The organism is Citrobacter sp. Cf087, assembly GCF_030334285.1.
Taxonomy (GTDB): domain Bacteria; phylum Pseudomonadota; class Gammaproteobacteria; order Enterobacterales; family Enterobacteriaceae; genus Citrobacter; species Citrobacter freundii.
In genome coordinates, this window is record NZ_JAOWED010000032.1 from 58,033 (window position 1) to 75,378 (window position 17,346).

Sequence of the window (17,346 nt, forward strand, 5' to 3'; positions counted from 1 at the left end):
ATGCCGCAACATGACCAATTACATCGTTATCTGTTTGAAAACTTTGCCGTGCGCGGCGAGCTGGTGACCGTTTCGGAAACCCTGCAACAGATCCTCGAAAATCATACTTACCCGCAGCCGGTCAAAAACGTACTGGCTGAGCTGCTGGTTGCCACCAGCCTGCTCACCGCTACGCTGAAGTTTGCCGGTGATATCACTGTGCAGTTGCAGGGTGATGGTCCGCTGAGCCTGGCCGTCATCAACGGCAACAACAATCAGCAGATGCGCGGCGTGGCCCGCATGCAGGGTGATATTCCTGAAGATGCCGATTTGAAAACCCTGGTGGGCAACGGCTACCTGGTGATCACCATTACCCCGGAAGAAGGCGAGCGTTATCAGGGCGTGGTCGGTCTGGAAGGTGACACGCTGGCAGCCTGTCTGGAAGACTACTTCATGCGTTCCGAACAGCTGCCGACACGCCTGTTCATCCGCACTGGCGACGTTGATGGCAAACCCGCTGCTGGCGGAATGCTGCTGCAAGTGATGCCGGCGCAAAACGCACAGGCAGATGATTTCGATCACCTGACCGCCCTGACCGAAACCATCAAGGCCGAAGAGCTGCTGACGCTGCCGGCCAACGAAGTGCTGTGGCGCTTATACCACGAAGAAGAGGTTACTCTCTACGATCCGCAGGACGTTGAGTTCAAATGCACCTGTTCACGCGAACGCTGCGCAGGCGCACTGAAAACGTTGCCGGACGAAGAAGTTGACAGCATTCTGGCGGAAGAAGGCGAGATAGATATGCACTGCGATTACTGCGGTAGCCACTATCTGTTTAACGCCATGGATATTGCAGAGATCCGCAGCAACGCCTCCCCTGCCGATCCACAGGTGCATTAATCACCGTCTTGCCTGAAGGCGCGGCGCTTATCAGGCCTACGGAAAAACTGTCGTAGGCCTGATAAGGCGTTCGCGCCGCTATCCGGCATAAACGCTGCCGGCAACACACTCACTCGGTGTAATAAGTCATCGGCAGTCTTTTGCCATCAATAGTGATATCCCGCCAGATTCTGGGGGCTGAACCCAGTTGCTGATTCGCCACCGCCTGCAGCAATTTATCCTTATTGAATCCTTCAGGTAGCCTGGCAACAGCTAACAAATCCCATTTGTTTTTCTGCATGCCGAAGACCAGACTCTCCCCATCGCCAAAAGCATATAGCACCTGCTCAGGATGACCATCCGCATTGAGGTCCTGACTCACCAATACGCACGCATTCTGCTCAGCACAAGAGGTGATGCGATACCCCTGTGCTTTGACAAACGTCCAGAACGCATCGTCTGGCTTCTCGCTCCCCGGAGCAATCACAACCTTCGATACTAACTGTGTTGCGGTTAGCTCTTTAACCGGATCCCGGCTCCCTTGCAGCAGAGAATTCAAGTCGCGTCTGCGCTTACTGTCTTGATTAAACGCCACATCTTTTTGTAATGCTTCCAACGCTGCGCGCCCCGGTTTTCCGCTGTGATCCAACATATACAGGCTGACCTGATCCGGTTTAATTTTCCCGCTGTGATACAGCCCCATATGGCTGTTAACGCTGATACGCCAGGCATCAATAACCGGCGACGACAGCAGAACCAACAGCCCCAACGCCAGCAACGAAACGCCAAGAATGACCGGCCCCTGAAGCTCAAGCGGATTGCGCCCGCGGCGTAAAATGCTGGCCAGATAGCCAAACGACCATACCAGCAGTACCACGACCACCAGCACGCCATACAAACGCTCAGGCGTCCAACCGTACTGCTGTATTCGCACCCACAGTGACCAACCAGCAATCAGCATATAGATGGGCGCGACAATCAGAGAGCATTTGATCAGGTAGCGTAACGCGCCAGGATAGGGTAACGCCTCTTTTTGCGGTTCACGCACGATAGCCATCAACAGCAACAGGAGCAGCGTCAGCGTTGACATCAACCCGGCCGCAGACACGCGTTGCGAAATAGCCTCCAGTCCAGTGAAGGGCAAGGTCAGTATGAACATCAGCGCCAACAGCGCGACCAGAGGTAACAGACCGGTGGCAATAAACGTCAGTAATTTTTGTACCGCCGTGACCAAACGCGACTGTGTACGAGCCAGTACCACTGCCAGTGCGGTAATCAGACCAAAGGCCACATAGCCAAACCAGTCGGTATCAAAGAAGAGCGTGCTGAAGAAGGGAATACCGACCAGCTTAAACATCTCGCTCCATAGCAGGAGCACCAGCCAGAACAGACCGTTGGCGACAAAGACAATCAGCAACGTCAACGCATTAAGCCACAATTGCCGATAAAAATGCGGGTAACGCGCCTGCTCACGAGAGACATGAAGCGAGTACTGAATCCAGGGCAAGGCAAGCATCGCCATCAGCAGTAAGCGCCAACCGTAGAACATAAAAACTTCATGTTGCCGCCACTTATCACTGTCCTCGACTTGCCACTTTAGCCAGACGCTCATCGCCAGCACCACAACAAAGATCAGCGCCATCCAATACCACAGCGCGCGTTGTTTGAAAGAAACGACAGTAAGCAAAAGTGCCGAGGTGATCGCAATCGTCGCAGGCATGCCATAGAACAGCCAGCCGTCGTTATGGGGCACCAGATATGTCATCAGCAGGTAGCATAATGCCCCCTGCAGCAGGCCGATAAATATCATGCCCAAACGCGTTGTACGTGAAATTTCAGCACTATCCATGTCAGTTTCCAGAATGAAGGGAAAAGCTAATTATCGCATCAACTTCACAATTTTGAGCATTGGTAGGCTGATTTCAGACTAACGCGACGGGAAGTGAATCGATATTGTATATGTATGAGTTACGTTATTTTCTTACGTGAATGCGATTACACTCACAAGATTCCCGCCAAAAACACTCTTCATTAACGTTTTAAGAACATTTTCCACAACAAAAAAGGGTTTCCTGCCATAATATCCGCCTCTTTGTGACAGGAGTCGCAGCGTATTCGGTAACCCGTGATTTTCCCGGATGCGTAAATCTATGAGCCTTGTCGCGGTTAGCAATCCCTAAAAAACCTTACTATTCCAGGTAATACATATTGGCTAAGGAGCAGTGAAATGCGTGTGAACAACAGTTTAACCCCGCAAGATCTCAAGGCTTATGGTATCAATGACGTTCAGGATATCGTTTACAATCCAGACTACGACACGCTTTTCCAGGAAGAACTTGATCCAAACCTGGAAGGTTATGAACGTGGCGTGTTAACGAATCTCGGCGCCGTTGCCGTTGATACCGGTATCTTTACCGGACGTTCGCCAAAGGATAAGTACATTGTCCGTGACGACACCACGCGCGACACGCTCTGGTGGTCCGACAAAGGTAAAGGTAAGAACGACAACAAACCGCTCTCCCCGGAAACCTGGCAGCATCTGAAAGGATTAGTTACCCAGCAACTTTCCGGCAAGCGCCTGTTTATCATTGATGCATTCTGCGGTGCTAACGCCGATACCCGTCTTTCCGTGCGCTTCATTACCGAAGTTGCCTGGCAGGCGCATTTCGTCAAAAACATGTTCATCCGCCCAAGCGACGAAGAGCTGGTTGATTTTAAACCGGATTTCATCGTGATGAACGGCGCTAAGTGCACCAACCCACAATGGAAAGAGCAGGGTCTGAACTCTGAAAACTTCGTGGCTTTCAACCTGACTGAGCGTATCCAGCTGATTGGCGGCACCTGGTACGGCGGCGAAATGAAGAAAGGTATGTTCTCCGTGATGAACTACCTGCTGCCGCTGAAAGGCATTGCCTCCATGCACTGCTCGGCAAACGTCGGGGAAAAAGGTGATGTGGCAGTCTTCTTTGGCCTGTCCGGTACCGGTAAAACAACGCTGTCCACCGATCCGAAACGCCGCCTGATTGGCGATGACGAACACGGCTGGGATGACGACGGCGTATTTAACTTCGAAGGCGGTTGCTACGCGAAGACCATCAAACTGTCTAAAGATGCCGAGCCAGAAATCTACAACGCAATTCGTCGTGACGCGCTGCTGGAAAACGTCACCGTGCGCGAAGATGGTTCCATCGACTTCGACGACGGTTCCAAAACTGAAAACACCCGCGTTTCCTACCCGATTTATCACATCGATAATATCGTTAAGCCAGTGTCAAAAGCGGGTCATGCGACCAAAGTGATCTTCCTGACTGCCGACGCATTTGGCGTGCTGCCGCCGGTTTCTCGCCTGACAGCAGACCAAACTCAGTACCATTTCCTGTCTGGCTTCACCGCCAAACTGGCCGGTACCGAACGCGGCGTTACCGAACCGACCCCAACCTTCTCTGCCTGCTTCGGCGCAGCATTCCTGTCTCTGCACCCAACGCAGTATGCAGAAGTGCTGGTGAAACGTATGCAGGCGGCAGGTGCGCAGGCGTATCTGGTTAACACCGGCTGGAACGGTACTGGCAAACGTATCTCTATCAAAGATACCCGTGCGATTATTGACGCCATCCTGAACGGTTCGCTGGATGACGCAGAAACGTTCCGTCTGCCGATGTTTGACCTGGCTATCCCGACCGAGTTGCCGGGCGTGGATACGCGCATTCTCGATCCGCGTAATACCTACGCGTCTCCAGAGCAGTGGCAGGAAAAAGCCAATGCACTGGCGAAACTGTTTATCGAGAACTTCGAGAAATACACCGACACCCCTGCGGGTGAAGCGCTGGTTAGCGCCGGACCGAAGCTGTAATTTTTGATTCGTTATATAGCCCCTTATCCGAGAGGGTAAGGGGTTTTTTATTGTGTTTATCTTTTAAAATGTACTCGGTACACCTATAATCTGTACTATCAACCCCATGCGCAGGACGCGCTATGTTCACATTTATTGAGCTACAAGGATTTAGTAAACGCCGTCCGTTACTTTTGCCTGACGATGAGTTTCGCGCTTTTCAAGAGGCGCTTATAGAGAACCCTGAGGCTGGAGATACTATCGCTGGTACAGGTGGATTCAGAAAAATTCGCTGGAGTCGCTCTGGTATGGGCAAACGCAGCGGTATTAGGGTTATCTATTACAACGTGACGCGCAAAGGTCGAATCTATCTCGCTTTGCTCTATCCTAAAAATGAACAGGATGATTTAACCGAAGAGCAAAAAAGAGTTTTAATGCACTTATCCAATATGCTGATTTAATCATGGGAATTTTAATCATCAGGACACCGCTATCCGGTGTGGTGAGGCCAAAATGAAAGACGAATTATTTGCCGATTTGCTGGCCAGTGCAGAAGAAATGGTGCGTATAGAGAAAGGTGAAGAAACACCTAAGCCTGAACATGTACATACCTTTAGCGAAATTGATGTTAAAGCCATCCGCGAAGCAACAGGGTTACGCCAACAGGATTTTGCCATAGCTGTTGGCGTGAGTTATGACCTGGTTAAAAGCTGGGAAACGAAACGACGCCAGCCGACTGGTGCACCAAGAAAACTGCTTTTATTAATTCAAAAAAATCCATTTATAATTAATCAATTAAAAGCAATTTAAGCCAGAGGTTTTACTCTGTATCCCGTAAACAAAGGGAGGCATTTCGCCTCCCTTTCTTATACGTCTTTCGTGATACCCTGCGCGCGAGTGAAAGGAACCGGAAGCCATGCACGAATCGACAACCCACCACGTTCACTGGTACCAATCTCCAGCATGCCGTTATGGTTATCGATAATACGTTGCACAATCGCCAGACCCAGCCCCGTGCCGCTGGTACTGCGCGCGCTGTCGCCGCGGACAAATGGCTGGAACAGGTGCTTACGCTGCTCCGGCTTGATGCCCGGACCATCATCTTCTACCTGGAACCAGGCGCGATGCGTCTCCGTACCGCTACTGACCTTAATCCAGCCGTTGCCGTAGCGGGCGGCGTTAACCACCATATTGGCAACCGCACGCTTGATCGACAGCGGGTGCATCTTCACCTGAATGGCGCCAGGCTGCAGCGCAGTTTCGATTTCACGTTCATAGCCGCTTTCTGCCGCAACCACTTCACCCAGCACCGAGTTCAGATCCGCCATCTCCATCGGCATCTCCTGACCGGTACGCAGGTAATCGATGAACTGCTCGATGATGGCGTTACACTCTTCGATGTCCTTATTGATGGACTCCGCAAGATAACCGTCCTCTTCGCCCATCATTTCCGTTGCCAGACGAATACGCGTCAGCGGAGTACGTAAATCGTGGCTCACGCCCGCCATTAACAGCGTACGGTCATCGGCCAACTGCTTCACACCTGCGGCCATATGGTTAAAGGCTCGGGTTACGGAGCGCACCTCTGAAGCGCCATACTCCCGCAACGGCGGTGGAATGATACCTTTCCCCACCTGCAGCGCCGCATGTTCAAGATCCACCAACGGTCGGTTCTGGATACGGATAAACAGCCACGCGCCACCGATAGCCAGCAGCATAATCGCCAGCGTATAGCGGAACAGCGGTGAGAAATCGCCTTGATGAATTTCCGTAAGCGGCACACGTACCCAGATGTTGGGCGACAGCCAGGTTTTCAGCCACACAACCGGCGAGCTTTTGTTTACCTCAACGCGGACTTCCGTTGGGCCACCCAACTGCTGCGCCATCTGATGGCTTAAGAATTCATAGTGTTGCGCCCAACGCAGTCCGGCTTCTTCAGCGGCCTCGTTGGAATAGAGGGAAATACCCAGCTCACGATAAATTTCCCGACGGAATGCGGGCGGCACCACCAGTTGCGTACCGTCCTCCAGCTGTAGTTTATCGGTCATCAGCATACGAACTTCGTAGGCCAGGACCTTATTAAACTGCTGGAGGCTCGGCAGAATCGCGAAGTTCAGCACTACCAGGTAAGTCGTCACCAGGCTGGCAAACAGCAAGGTGACGATGAGCAATAACGTGCGGGCAAACGAACTTCGTGGCGAGAAGCGCATTCGCCTCATGCTTTAGAACCGTCCGGAACAAAGACGTAGCCCAGACCCCATACGGTCTGAATGTAGCGTGGATGCGCCGGATCTTCTTCCACCATGCGACGCAGACGGGAAATCTGGACGTCGATAGAACGTTCCATCGCAGAATATTCACGACCACGGGCGAGGTTCATCAACTTGTCGCGGGACAGCGGCTCACGCGGATGGCTAACCAGTGCTTTCAGCACCGCAAACTCACCGCTGGTGAGCGGCATAGGCTCATCTTCACGGAACATTTCACGCGTACCGAGGTTCAGTTTGAACTTACCAAACGCAATGACCGCTTCTTCCTGAGAAGGCGCGCCCGGCAGTTCATTCGCCTGACGGCGCAGGACTGCGCGAATACGTGCCAGCAGCTCACGCGGGTTAAACGGTTTCGGGATGTAATCGTCAGCGCCGATTTCCAGTCCAACGATACGGTCCACTTCTTCGCCCTTCGCCGTAACCATAATGATCGGCATCGGGTTGCTTTGGCTGCGCAGGCGACGGCAAATAGACAGGCCATCTTCTCCCGGCAGCATTAAATCCAGCACCATCAGGTGGAAAGACTCACGGGTCAGCAGACGATCCATCTGCTCAGCGTTTGCGACGCTTCGAACCTGGAAGCCCTGCTCGGTCAGATAACGCTCCAGAAGCGCACGTAAGCGCATGTCGTCATCGACCACCAGAATCTTATAGTTCTCTTGCATTGTTATTACTCCCAAAGGTTCGCAACAATTAAGTGTATATTCTTAAGAAAGCTAACGTGAGTCACCAGCGAATTCTGGTATGAATTCCAGGCTAAATTGTTACAAAGCATATTAAACAGCAGCTTAAGTATACAATGTTTCTCGCAATACATTATTTATTCTGTTGATATGCTCACGTAATACTAATTGTGCGCATCATCACAGAGTCGAAGGTAAAACAATAAGATGAAAACGCCCCTGATAACCCGTGAAGGGTATGAAAAACTCAAACAAGAGCTGAATTATCTCTGGCGTGAAGAGCGCCCGGAAGTCACCAAAAAAGTAACCTGGGCCGCGAGTCTGGGTGACCGCAGCGAAAATGCCGACTACCAGTATAATAAAAAGCGCCTGCGTGAGATCGACCGCCGCGTCCGATATTTGACCAAGTGCATGGAGAATCTGAAAATCGTCGATTACTCCCCGCAGCAGGAGGGCAAAGTCTTCTTTGGCGCATGGGTTGAGATTGAAAATGACGATGGCGACATCCGCAAATTCCGTATTGTTGGCTACGATGAGATCTTCGGTCGTAAAGATTACATCTCTATCGACTCACCAATGGCGCGAGCGCTGCTGAAAAAAGAAGTCGGCGATCTCGCAGTAGTAAACACCCCTGGTGGCGAAGCCAGCTGGTACGTGAACGAGATTGAATACGTTAAGTGAGACCGGAACAATCCGAAGCCCCGGCAGATGGCTGGCATTTTTGTCAGTCAATCCGTATAACTATCCCCTGATTTTTTATCCTATAGACGAAGCTATCCATGATGAATGATTCTTTCTGCCGCATTATCGCAGGTGAAATTCAGGCTCGTGCTGAACAGGTAGAAGCTGCCGTTCGCCTGCTTGACGAAGGGAACACCGTGCCGTTTATCGCACGATATCGTAAGGAAATCACCGGCGGTCTGGACGATACGCAACTGCGTAATCTGGAAACCCGTCTGGGATATCTGCGTGAACTGGAAGACCGCCGTCAGGCAATCCTGAAATCTATCGGCGAGCAAGGCAAACTGACCGACGACCTGGCAAAAGCGATCAACGGCACGTTAAGTAAGACCGAACTCGAAGATCTCTATCTGCCGTACAAACCTAAGCGCCGTACCCGTGGGCAGATCGCCATTGAAGCAGGCCTTGAGCCGCTGGCAGACCTGCTGTGGAACGAGCCGTCTCACGACCCGGAAACAGAAGCCGCTAAATATCTCAACGCCGACAACGGCGTGGCGGATATCAAAGCGGCCCTCGACGGCGCACGTTACATCCTGATGGAACGCTTCGCTGAAGATGCCGCGCTGCTGGCGAAAGTGCGTGACTATCTGTGGAAGAACGCGCATTTGGTTTCCACCGTGGTAAGCGGTAAAGAAGAGGAAGGCGCGAAATTCCGCGACTACTTCGATCACCACGAACCGATCTCTACCGTGCCATCCCACCGTGCGCTGGCCATGTTCCGTGGCCGTAACGAGGGCGTGCTTCAGCTTTCGCTGAATGCCGATCCGCAGTTCGATGAGCCACCGAAAGAGAGCCACGGCGAGCAAATCATTCAGGATCACCTTGGCCTGCGACTGAACAACGCACCGGCAGACAGCTGGCGTAAAGGCGTTGTAAGCTGGACATGGCGAATTAAGGTGCTGATGCACCTCGAAACCGAACTGATGGGCACCGTGCGCGAACGCGCGGAAGATGAAGCAATCAACGTCTTTGCCCGTAACCTGCATGACCTGCTGATGGCGGCTCCGGCCGGCCTACGCGCCACCATGGGCCTCGATCCCGGCCTGCGTACCGGCGTGAAGGTGGCGGTTGTTGACGGTACCGGTAAGCTGGTCGCGACCGACACCATTTATCCACACACCGGTCAGGCCGCCAAAGCCGCCGTTGCCGTTGCGGCGCTGTGTGAAAAATACAACGTTGAGCTGGTGGCGATTGGTAACGGTACAGCGTCGCGCGAAACCGAGCGCTTCTTCCTCGACGTGCAGAAACAGTTCCCGAAAGTCACCGCGCAGAAAGTGATCGTCAGCGAAGCCGGGGCATCGGTTTACTCGGCTTCCGAGCTGGCGGCGCAGGAGTTCCCGGATCTCGACGTTTCATTGCGTGGCGCAGTGTCTATCGCCCGTCGTCTGCAGGATCCGCTGGCTGAGCTGGTGAAAATCGATCCGAAATCCATCGGTGTGGGCCAGTATCAACACGACGTTAGCCAGACACAACTGGCGCGTAAGCTGGACGCGGTGGTGGAAGACTGTGTGAACGCCGTCGGCGTCGATCTAAATACCGCTTCCGTTCCGCTGTTGACCCGCGTGGCCGGCCTGACACGCATGATGGCGCAAAACATCGTTGCCTGGCGCGATGAGAACGGTCAGTTCCAGAACCGTCAGCAACTGCTGAAAGTCAGCCGTCTGGGGCCAAAAGCTTTTGAACAGTGCGCAGGCTTCCTGCGCATCAACCATGGCGATAACCCACTGGATGCCTCCACCGTTCACCCGGAAGCCTATCCGATTGTGGAACGCATTCTGGCCGCTACCGAGCAATCGCTGCGTGACCTGATGGGCAACAGCAACGAACTGCGCAATCTGAAAGCCGCCGATTTTACTGACGAACGCTTCGGGGTGCCGACCGTCACCGACATCATCAAAGAGCTGGAAAAGCCGGGTCGCGATCCGCGTCCTGAATTTAAAACCGCGCAGTTTGCCGATGGTGTCGAAACCATGAACGATCTGCTGCCGGGAATGATCCTGGAAGGGGCGGTCACCAACGTCACCAATTTCGGCGCGTTTGTTGATATCGGCGTTCATCAGGATGGCCTGGTGCATATCTCTTCGCTGTCGAATAAGTTCGTCGACGATCCACACACCGTGGTGAAAGCGGGCGACATTGTGAAGGTGAAAGTGCTGGAAGTGGACCTGCAACGTAAGCGTATCGCGCTGACCATGCGTCTGGACGAGCAGCCGGGTGAAACCAATGCGCGTCGCGGCGGCGGGAATAACGATCGCACTCAGGGCAATCGCCCAGCGCCAAAAGCGGCGAAACCGCGTGGTCGTGACACCCAGCCTGCGGGCAACAGCGCGATGATGGATGCGCTGGCGGCGGCAATGGGTAAAAAGCGCTAAGTTTAAACCGTGTGCCGGATGACGGAATCAATACCTTATCCGGCATATTTAATATATCCCCCGCTTTTCACCACAATATATTTATCACTTTATTAACAGATGAAACCTTAATTAAACATTAAGATTCTCAATAATTACCTCCGCGAACCATTCTTTCCCTACCAGAATAAATATTGAGGAATATCAAAATTGGCTCAAATTATTATCCAATTGTACATTCCGTCACATTTATTCTATTGATGATAGAAACCATTCTCATTATCATTGTTTTGTTGATTATTTACTCTTTCCTTACGTTGGCTAATCATCTGGTCTCATGCCGCCCTGTCGCCCCATGAGGTAATCATCCAGTTAGCGAGATATAAGTAGGTCCCTATGCAATTCACTCCTGACAGTGCGTGGAAAATTACCGGCTTTGCCCGTGAAATCAGCCCGGCTTATCGTCAGAAACTGTTGTCACTTGGCATGCTGCCCGGCTCCTCCTTCAACGTGGTACGCGTCGCCCCGCTCGGCGATCCTATCCATATCGAAACGCGTCGCGTAAGTCTGGTATTGCGTAAAAAGGATTTGGCGTTATTAGAAGTGGAAGCGGTTTCCTGTTAATACAGTGAGTCTATAAAAATGAAAAAACTAACCATTGGTTTAATTGGTAATCCTAATTCCGGCAAGACAACTTTATTCAACCAACTCACCGGCGCGCGCCAGCGTGTAGGCAACTGGGCTGGCGTTACCGTGGAGCGTAAAGAAGGTCATTTCGCCACAACGGACCATCAGGTCACGCTGGTGGATTTACCCGGCACCTATTCTCTGACGACAATCTCATCCCAGACCTCTCTCGATGAGCAGATTGCCTGCCACTATATTTTAAGCGGCGACGCGGATCTGTTGATCAACGTGGTCGATGCTTCAAACCTTGAACGTAACCTCTACCTGACGTTGCAACTGCTTGAGTTGGGCATCCCCTGCATCGTCGCGTTGAATATGCTGGATATCGCTGAAAAGCAGCAAATCCGTATTGATATCGACGCCCTCTCAGCACGTCTTGGCTGCCCGGTGGTTCCGCTGGTTTCCACCCGCGCCCGCGGCATTGAAGCGCTGAAGCTGGCGATCGATCGCTACAAAGAAAACGACACCGTCGAGCTGGTCCATTATGCCCAGCCGTTGCTGCAGGAAGCGGACTCCCTCGCCGACGCGATGGCCAAAGATATGCCGCTCAAACAGCGCCGCTGGCTGGGTCTGCAGATGCTGGAAGGCGATATCTACAGCCGCGCCTATGCGGGTGATGCCGCGCAAGATCTCGATGCATCTATCGCACGCCTGAGCGAGACAATGGACGATCCGGCGCTACATATCGCCGATGCGCGCTATCAGTGCATTGCCGCTATCTGCGATACCGTCAGCAATACTCTGACGGCAGAACCGAGCCGTTTCACCACCGCGGTAGATAAAATCGTTCTCAACCGCTTCCTCGGGCTACCGATTTTCCTGTTCGTGATGTACCTGATGTTCCTGCTCGCCATTAACATCGGTGGCGCGCTGCAACCGTTGTTTGACGTTGGCTCCGTAGCACTCTTTATCCATGGTATTCAGTGGATTGGCTACACGCTGCACTTCCCGGACTGGCTAACCATCTTCCTGGCCCAGGGCCTTGGCGGCGGGATTAACACCGTGCTGCCGCTGGTACCGCAAATCGGCATGATGTACCTGTTCCTCTCCTTCCTTGAAGACTCCGGCTACATGGCGCGCGCCGCGTTTGTGATGGACCGTCTGATGCAGGCGCTGGGACTGCCGGGCAAATCGTTCGTCCCGCTGATCGTCGGCTTTGGCTGTAACGTACCGTCCGTGATGGGCGCACGTACGCTGGACGCCCCGCGTGAGCGTCTGATGACCATCATGATGGCGCCGTTTATGTCCTGCGGCGCACGTCTGGCGATTTTCGCCGTCTTTGCCGCGGCGTTCTTTGGTCAGAACGGCGCACTGGCGGTCTTCTCGCTGTACGTACTGGGTATCGTGATGGCTGTGTTGACGGGCCTGATGCTCAAACACACCATCATGCGTGGTGAAGCAACGCCGTTCGTGATGGAGCTGCCGGTATACCACGTGCCGCACATCAAGAGTCTGATTATTCAGACCTGGCAACGGCTGAAAGGCTTCGTTCTGCGTGCAGGTAAAGTCATCATCATCGTCAGCATTTTCCTCAGCGCGTTTAACAGTTTCTCGCTGAGCGGGAAAATCGTCGATAACATCAACGACTCTGCTCTGGCCTCCGTTAGCCGTGTTATTACTCCTGTGTTTAAACCGATTGGCGTTCACGAAGATAACTGGCAGGCAACCGTAGGTTTGTTCACCGGCGCGATGGCGAAAGAAGTGGTGGTGGGTACGCTGAACACGCTCTATACCGCGGAAAACATTCAGGAAGAAGAGTTCAACCCGGCAGATTTCCACCTCGGTGACGAGCTGATCGGCGCAGTGGATGAAACCTGGCAAAGCCTGAAAGACACCTTTAGCCTGAGCGTACTGGCTAACCCTATCGAAGCCAGCAAGGGCGACGGCGAAATGGCGACGGGCGCAATGGGCGTGATGGGCGAGAAATTTGGCAGCGCCGCCGCCGCGTACAGCTACCTGATCTTTGTTCTGCTGTATGTGCCGTGCATTTCAGTGATGGGCGCTATCGCACGTGAATCCAGCCGTGGCTGGATGAGTTTCTCGATTCTGTGGGGGCTGAATATCGCTTATTCACTGTCAACGCTGTTTTATCAGACGGTCAGCTACAAAGAGCACCCGACCTACAGCCTGGTGTGCATTTTAGCGGTCATCCTGTTTAACATCGTGTTGCTGGGCCTGCTGCGTCGAGCTCGCAGCCGCGTGGACCTCGCACTGCTGGCAACCAACAGAACGGCGAGTTCCTGCTGTTCCAGCACGACTGGCGATTGCCACTAAGGTTATCGACAATGGCATCACTTATTCAGGTTCGTGATTTATTGGCTTTGCGGGGGCGCATGGAGGCGACACAAATAAGCCACACGCTGCATACCCCGCAGCCCATGATTGACGCCATGCTGAATCAGTTAGAAAAGATGGGCAAAGCGGTGCGGATTCAGGAAGATGCCGACGGGTGTCTTTCCGGAAGCTGCAAAAGTTGCCCGGAAGGTAAAGCCTGCCTGCGCGAATGGTGGGCTTTGCGCTAATCAGATGCTATTTGCCGGATGGCGCTACGCTTATCCGGCCTACAAATGATGCAAACGTCCAGGCCGGATAATTCGTTTATGCAGATATCCGGCTTTTTTGCGTAATGGATTCCACATAGATTTCATTATTTCAGCAAAAAAGATCTATCCTCCAGCCAGCTACCCGCGAAGGTGATGGTTACATTTACACCATTATTGAACATCAAAGCAGCGCCGATGCTCACATGGCATTTCGGCTAATACGCTATGCCATTGCGGTAATGCAGCGTCATCTGGATGCGGGACATAAGAAGCTGCCTCTGGTAATCCCCCTACTTTTTTATCATGGTGCAGCAAGCCCATACCCCTATTCACTTTGTTGGCTGGACGAGTTTGATGACCCGGAGTCCGCCAGACAGCTTTATAGCACCGCGTTTCCACTGATCGATATCACCGTTGTGCCCGATGACGAGATTATGCAGCATCGCCGGATGGCGCTGTTGGAACTCATCCAAAAACATATCCGTAAACGCGATTTGATGGGGCTGGTAGAAAAACTGGCCATCCTGCTTGTTAAAGGACACGCTAATGACAACCAGTTGAAAGCCTTGTTTAATTACCTGATGCAAGCCGGAGACACCGTGCATTTTGGGGAATTTATTCATGAAGTCGCCGAACGTTTACCCCAACACAAGGAGAGATTGATGACAATCGCTGAGAGGCTACGACAGGAAGGACATTTTAATGGTCTTCAGGAAGGCCATCGGAAAGGATTACAAGAGGGGTTACAAACAGGTCTACAACAAGGCAAACGAGAGGAAGCTTTGCGCATCGCGACGACCATGCTAGCGGATGGTATCGACAGATTAACAATACTCAGAATTACCGGGCTTAGCGCTAAAGACCTGCCTGCGCAATCGCATTAATTTCAGGCCCGGCAAGCGCGACGCTACCGGGCAAGTCAACATTGGCTATAGCTGTTGTTTTAACGCCACCAGCGCTGAGCAGAACTCCGCCGGATGCGAGATAAACGGTGCATGCGCCGCCTTAGCAAACACCAAAGACTCGCTCTGCGGCCACAGTGCATCCAGCATCGGGACGACTTTGCGCGGCACCAGCCCGTCAAGATAGCCGTACAACCGCAGGAAAGGCATTTCCACCGCGCACAGCGGTTCTCGCAGATCGACTGTTTTCAGGATCTCCAGCCCGCCATTAAGCACCTCGACGTCCGGCATGGGTAAAGCCAGCACCGTTTTCTTCAACGCTCGCGCATCCTGACGCGCGGTTTCCGTACCCATCGTTTGCAATGCCAGAAAACGCTCAACTGTACGCTGGAAATCTTCGCTCAGCTGCTGTTGGAAGCCTGCCAGCACCTCTGGCTTAATACCCGGCCACTCTTCCCGCGCGCTAAAGCAAGGGGAAGACGCGACGGTCACCAGCGCCTGAACACGCTCAGGATGCGTTAGGGCTACCTGACTCGCGACCAGCCCGCCCAGACTCCAGCCGAGCCAGATAGCTTTCTCCGGTGCCTGTTTCAATACCCGCTCAGCCATCTCTTCCAGCGACATTGCACCGAAACCCTGGCTACGACCAAATCCCGGTAAGTCGACAAGATGCAGCGTAAAATGCGAACTCAGTTCCTCGCTTATGCAATGCCACACTTGCGCATTCAGTCCCCATCCGTGCAGCAGCACAAGATGGCAATTTCCCGAACCCTGGGTCTGCCACCAGATGTCATTCATCAGTTATTGTTCTCTTTTAGCCTGAAAGGATGCATCTATGCTAACAGTACCGGGATTGTGCTGGCTATGCCGAATGCCCCTGACGTTAGGGCATTGGGGGATCTGCTCAGTCTGTACGCGGGCAACGCGCCAACACGCCAGCCTATGCCCCCAATGTGGACTCCCTGCCGCTCATACCGTCATTCCCTGTGGGCGCTGCCTGCAAAAACCGCCGCCGTGGCAGCGGCTGGTCACCGTCAGCGACTATGTTCCGCCGTTGAGCGGGCTTATCCACCAGCTCAAGTTTTCGCGACGCAGCGAAACAGCCTCCGCTCTTTCGCGTTTGCTGTTGCTGGAGGTACTACAGGCCCGGCGCGTCAGCGCCCTTCCTCTGCCGGACAGGCTGGTCAGCGTCCCGCTCTGGCAACGCCGACACTGGCGCAGAGGGTTTAATCAGAGCGATTTACTGTGCCGTCCGCTTGCACGCTGGCTGGGTTGCGACTGGGACAGCCGGACCATCTCGCGGGTTCGGGCAACCGCCACACAGCACCATCTCAGCGCCCGATTACGTAAACGTAACCTGAAAAATGCCTTTCGCCTTGAATTGCCGGTGCAGGGACTCCATATGGTTATTGTGGATGATGTCGTCACTACCGGAAGTACCGTCGCGGAAATCGCGCAGCTGCTTTTACGCAACGGCGCGGCGACTGTCCAGGTATGGTGCCTGTGTCGAACCTTGTAGAGCCTCGATGATGGGCGTATTATAACCAAGTAAAATAGTCAACTATTAGGCCATTACTATGATCCATATTTCCGATGCTGCACAAGCGCACTTTGCCAAACTGCTGGCAAATCAGGAAGAAGGGACACAAATCCGCGTATTTGTGATTAATCCCGGCACGCCTAACGCTGAATGCGGCGTTTCTTATTGTCCGCCGGACGCCGTGGAAGCAACCGACACCGCCATTAAATTTGACCTGCTGACCGCATATGTTGATGAACTGAGCGCACCGTATCTGGAAGATGCAGAAATCGATTTCGTTACCGACCAGTTAGGCTCCCAGCTGACCCTGAAAGCACCAAACGCCAAGATGCGTAAAGTTGCCGATGATGCACCGCTGATGGAACGCGTGGAGTACATGCTGCAATCGCAGATCAACCCACAGCTGGCTGGCCACGGTGGTCGCGTATCTCTGATGGAAATCACCGATGAAGGCTACGCCATTCTGCAGTTTGGCGGCGGCTGTAACGGCTGTTCAATGGTCGATGTGACGCTGAAAGAAGGTATCGAGAAGCAGCTGCTGGCTGAATTCCCTGAACTGAAAGGCGTTCGCGATTTAACCGAACACCAGCGCGGCGAGCACTCTTACTACTAACGCCAGACTTGTAGGCCCGGTAAGACGCATCCGCGTCGCCACCGGGCATCGATGCCGGATGGCAGCGTAAACGCTTTATCCGGCCTACGCCCTTACATTTCTCTGCACGCACCCTGTAATAATCCCCCGCATAATTTGACCAGCCTCTCATAATTTAAATTTTGCCTGCCCAGGTGATTTTCAAGCGCCACATGTTACCCGTATCATTCGTATCAGCACCTAACACACACATAATAGCCAGCTAAACTGATTAGTTTTGCAGGCAACCAGCATTGGTGCTGAGAATACTCTGTTCCCGGTCGGGACAATCGGAATTTGTCATCTAAACA

15 protein-coding genes and 1 pseudogene are annotated in these 17,346 nt (G+C 53.1%); 12 read left to right on the forward strand and 4 right to left on the reverse strand.

Going from position 1 to position 17,346, the window contains the following annotated elements; genetic code table 11:
• Complete coding sequence (hslO, locus tag OGV57_RS21885) at positions 1–879, forward strand: Hsp33 family molecular chaperone HslO (RefSeq protein ID WP_003023531.1); 879 nt, start codon at positions 1–3, stop codon at positions 877–879.
• Between the two features lie 109 nt (positions 880–988).
• Here hslO and OGV57_RS21890 read toward each other — a convergent pair whose 3' ends face one another.
• Positions 989–2,707, reverse strand: a complete 1,719-nt coding sequence (locus tag OGV57_RS21890) for a DUF4153 domain-containing protein (protein ID WP_046671282.1) — start codon at positions 2,705–2,707, stop codon at positions 989–991.
• A gap of 378 nt (positions 2,708–3,085) precedes the next feature.
• Here OGV57_RS21890 and pckA point away from each other — a divergent pair, with 378 nt between their 5' ends.
• The 3 genes from pckA (at position 3,086) to nadS (ending at position 5,497) form a co-directional block, all read left to right on the forward strand.
• Positions 3,086–4,708 carry a phosphoenolpyruvate carboxykinase (ATP) gene (gene pckA / locus OGV57_RS21895; RefSeq protein WP_003023529.1) on the forward strand — a complete coding sequence of 541 codons (1,623 nt, stop codon included), beginning with the start codon at positions 3,086–3,088 and terminating at the stop codon, positions 4,706–4,708.
• A 122-nt stretch (positions 4,709–4,830) separates the two neighbouring features.
• Entirely contained in the window at positions 4,831–5,148 is a 318-nt protein-coding gene (locus tag OGV57_RS21900) for a type II toxin-antitoxin system RelE/ParE family toxin (RefSeq protein WP_003847996.1), read from the forward strand.
• Between the two features lie 52 nt (positions 5,149–5,200).
• Positions 5,201–5,497: a NadS family protein gene (nadS, locus tag OGV57_RS21905; protein WP_003837894.1), complete on the forward strand. Its 297-nt coding sequence runs from the start codon at positions 5,201–5,203 to the stop codon at positions 5,495–5,497.
• A gap of 56 nt (positions 5,498–5,553) precedes the next feature.
• Here nadS and envZ read toward each other — a convergent pair whose 3' ends face one another.
• Positions 5,554–6,906 (reverse strand): two-component system sensor histidine kinase EnvZ, encoded by a 1,353-nt coding sequence (gene envZ, locus OGV57_RS21910; protein ID WP_003837891.1) that lies wholly within the window; start codon positions 6,904–6,906, stop codon positions 5,554–5,556.
• Positions 6,903–7,622 (reverse strand): osmolarity response regulator transcription factor OmpR, encoded by a 720-nt coding sequence (ompR, locus tag OGV57_RS21915; protein ID WP_001157751.1) that lies wholly within the window; start codon positions 7,620–7,622, stop codon positions 6,903–6,905. The genes envZ and ompR overlap by 4 nt, the downstream gene beginning before the upstream one ends.
• A 225-nt stretch (positions 7,623–7,847) precedes the next feature.
• Here ompR and greB point away from each other — a divergent pair, with 225 nt between their 5' ends.
• The 6 genes and pseudogenes from greB to OGV57_RS21945 all read left to right on the forward strand — a co-directional run.
• Positions 7,848–8,321, forward strand: coding sequence for a transcription elongation factor GreB (gene greB, locus OGV57_RS21920; protein ID WP_003023524.1), 474 nt, complete (start codon positions 7,848–7,850; stop codon positions 8,319–8,321).
• A 98-nt stretch (positions 8,322–8,419) separates the two neighbouring features.
• On the forward strand, positions 8,420–10,753 hold the full coding sequence (locus OGV57_RS21925) for a Tex family protein (RefSeq protein WP_054528854.1): 2,334 nt from the start codon (positions 8,420–8,422) through the stop codon (positions 10,751–10,753).
• 375 nt (positions 10,754–11,128) lie between these two features.
• Positions 11,129–11,356 (forward strand): ferrous iron transporter A, encoded by a 228-nt coding sequence (feoA, locus tag OGV57_RS21930; protein WP_003023519.1) that lies wholly within the window; start codon positions 11,129–11,131, stop codon positions 11,354–11,356.
• A gap of 18 nt (positions 11,357–11,374) precedes the next feature.
• On the forward strand, positions 11,375–13,693 hold the full coding sequence (feoB, locus tag OGV57_RS21935; RefSeq protein WP_032950396.1) for a Fe(2+) transporter permease subunit FeoB: 2,319 nt from the start codon (positions 11,375–11,377) through the stop codon (positions 13,691–13,693).
• An 11-nt stretch (positions 13,694–13,704) separates the two neighbouring features.
• Positions 13,705–13,941: a [Fe-S]-dependent transcriptional repressor FeoC gene (feoC, locus tag OGV57_RS21940; RefSeq protein WP_003023516.1), complete on the forward strand. Its 237-nt coding sequence runs from the start codon at positions 13,705–13,707 to the stop codon at positions 13,939–13,941.
• 161 nt (positions 13,942–14,102) lie between these two features.
• Positions 14,103–14,846 (forward strand): annotated as a pseudogene (locus OGV57_RS21945) (Rpn family recombination-promoting nuclease/putative transposase); the annotation flags it as partial.
• Between the two features lie 45 nt (positions 14,847–14,891).
• On the opposite strand, the gene bioH reads toward OGV57_RS21945, so the two are convergent.
• Entirely contained in the window at positions 14,892–15,662 is a 771-nt protein-coding gene (gene bioH / locus OGV57_RS21950) for a pimeloyl-ACP methyl ester esterase BioH (protein ID WP_054528855.1), read from the reverse strand.
• A 37-nt stretch (positions 15,663–15,699) separates the two neighbouring features.
• Between bioH and gntX the strand changes: the two genes are divergently transcribed.
• Both gntX and nfuA read left to right on the forward strand, forming a co-directional pair.
• A complete protein-coding gene (gene gntX, locus OGV57_RS21955; protein WP_054528856.1) occupies positions 15,700–16,383 on the forward strand; it encodes a DNA utilization protein GntX in 684 nt (227 codons plus the stop codon).
• A gap of 58 nt (positions 16,384–16,441) precedes the next feature.
• Entirely contained in the window at positions 16,442–17,017 is a 576-nt protein-coding gene (nfuA, locus tag OGV57_RS21960) for a Fe-S biogenesis protein NfuA (protein WP_003023509.1), read from the forward strand.
• The last annotated feature ends 329 nt before the right edge of the window (positions 17,018–17,346 follow it).